Annotated in this window: 1 protein-coding gene; it reads left to right on the top strand. The window is 61.3% G+C overall.

Going from position 1 to position 984, the window contains the following annotated elements; translation table 11 throughout:
- On the top strand, positions 1 to 843 hold an 843-nt coding region (locus tag ACPYOJ_RS34495; RefSeq protein WP_481420247.1), incomplete at its 5' end, for a hypothetical protein.
- Positions 844 to 984: the final 141 nt, after the last annotated feature.

Here is a 984-nt window from a genome sequence, read left to right as displayed (position 1 = left end):
TTCCTGGAATATGTTGTCGAAGAGGCGCTCGAAGGACGATGCGAGCAGCTGAAGGCTTATACGATTGCACAGGCGGTGTTCGGGCGTGATGCCACTTTCGACGCGCAGAACGATCCCGTTGTTCGCATCGAGGCCGGTCGCATTCGCCGCGCGCTCGAACGATATTATCTGATATCGGGTGGCAACGATCCCGTGCGGATCACCATCCCGAAGGGCGGCTATGCTCCAAGCTTTGATAGCCGCGGACAAGACTCCGGCGCGAGAGGGGCTGCCCCAGTAAACTGCAAGGCTCCGGCGCTTCAACGCAGGGATGGGTGGCTGGTGACCTATCGGGGTCTGCTCCTGCCGATCGGTGTTGCCGCGATCTTCGGAATCGTCGCCGTGCTTGCTCTCATCCGCCCCCTTGAGGATTACCTCACGCCGTCAGCAACATCGCCGGCGCCTGCGGCATCAGCATTGAGGGAGGAAGTCAAAATCGTTGTTGAACCGCTCGCTACGCTCGGCGGGCCAAGGGGCGCCGAGATCGCGAAAGGCCTCGTCGACCAGCTCATTACGCAACTTATGAAGGTGGATGGGATCGTCGTACTTGCTCCAAGCCGCTCCGTCGAGGGATCGGCAGGATCGCTCGTCAACTTGCAGGGAAGTGTTGCGGTCGACGGCATGATCCTTCATCTGCACGCCCGCCTGGTAAAGAGTTCCGATGGCACGGTCGTTTGGGCGAGGGAGTATGATCGGGACCTGCGCGGTCAGACCATTCTTGACGTCGAGGATGACATCGCCGCGCAGATCGCCGAAGAGATCTCCAAGACTGGTGAAATCAGCGGCGCGTTGCCGGCCTTGTAGCGGTTGCGCCGACGCCGATTGGACGTCCCCTTCGCCGGGGGACCATTCGGCCTGCTATAGTTGCCGGTCCTCACTGCGCTGGTGCGGGGTCGATGGCGATGCCCGAGGCGCGCAGGCCGCTGAAGAGTTTCTGCTGATCTT

It is taken from the genome of Rhizobium sp. SVR5-9E (genome assembly GCF_056755095.1).
Note: the sequence above shows the minus strand (reverse complement) of the source record. Positions and strands in the feature narration are given on the sequence as shown.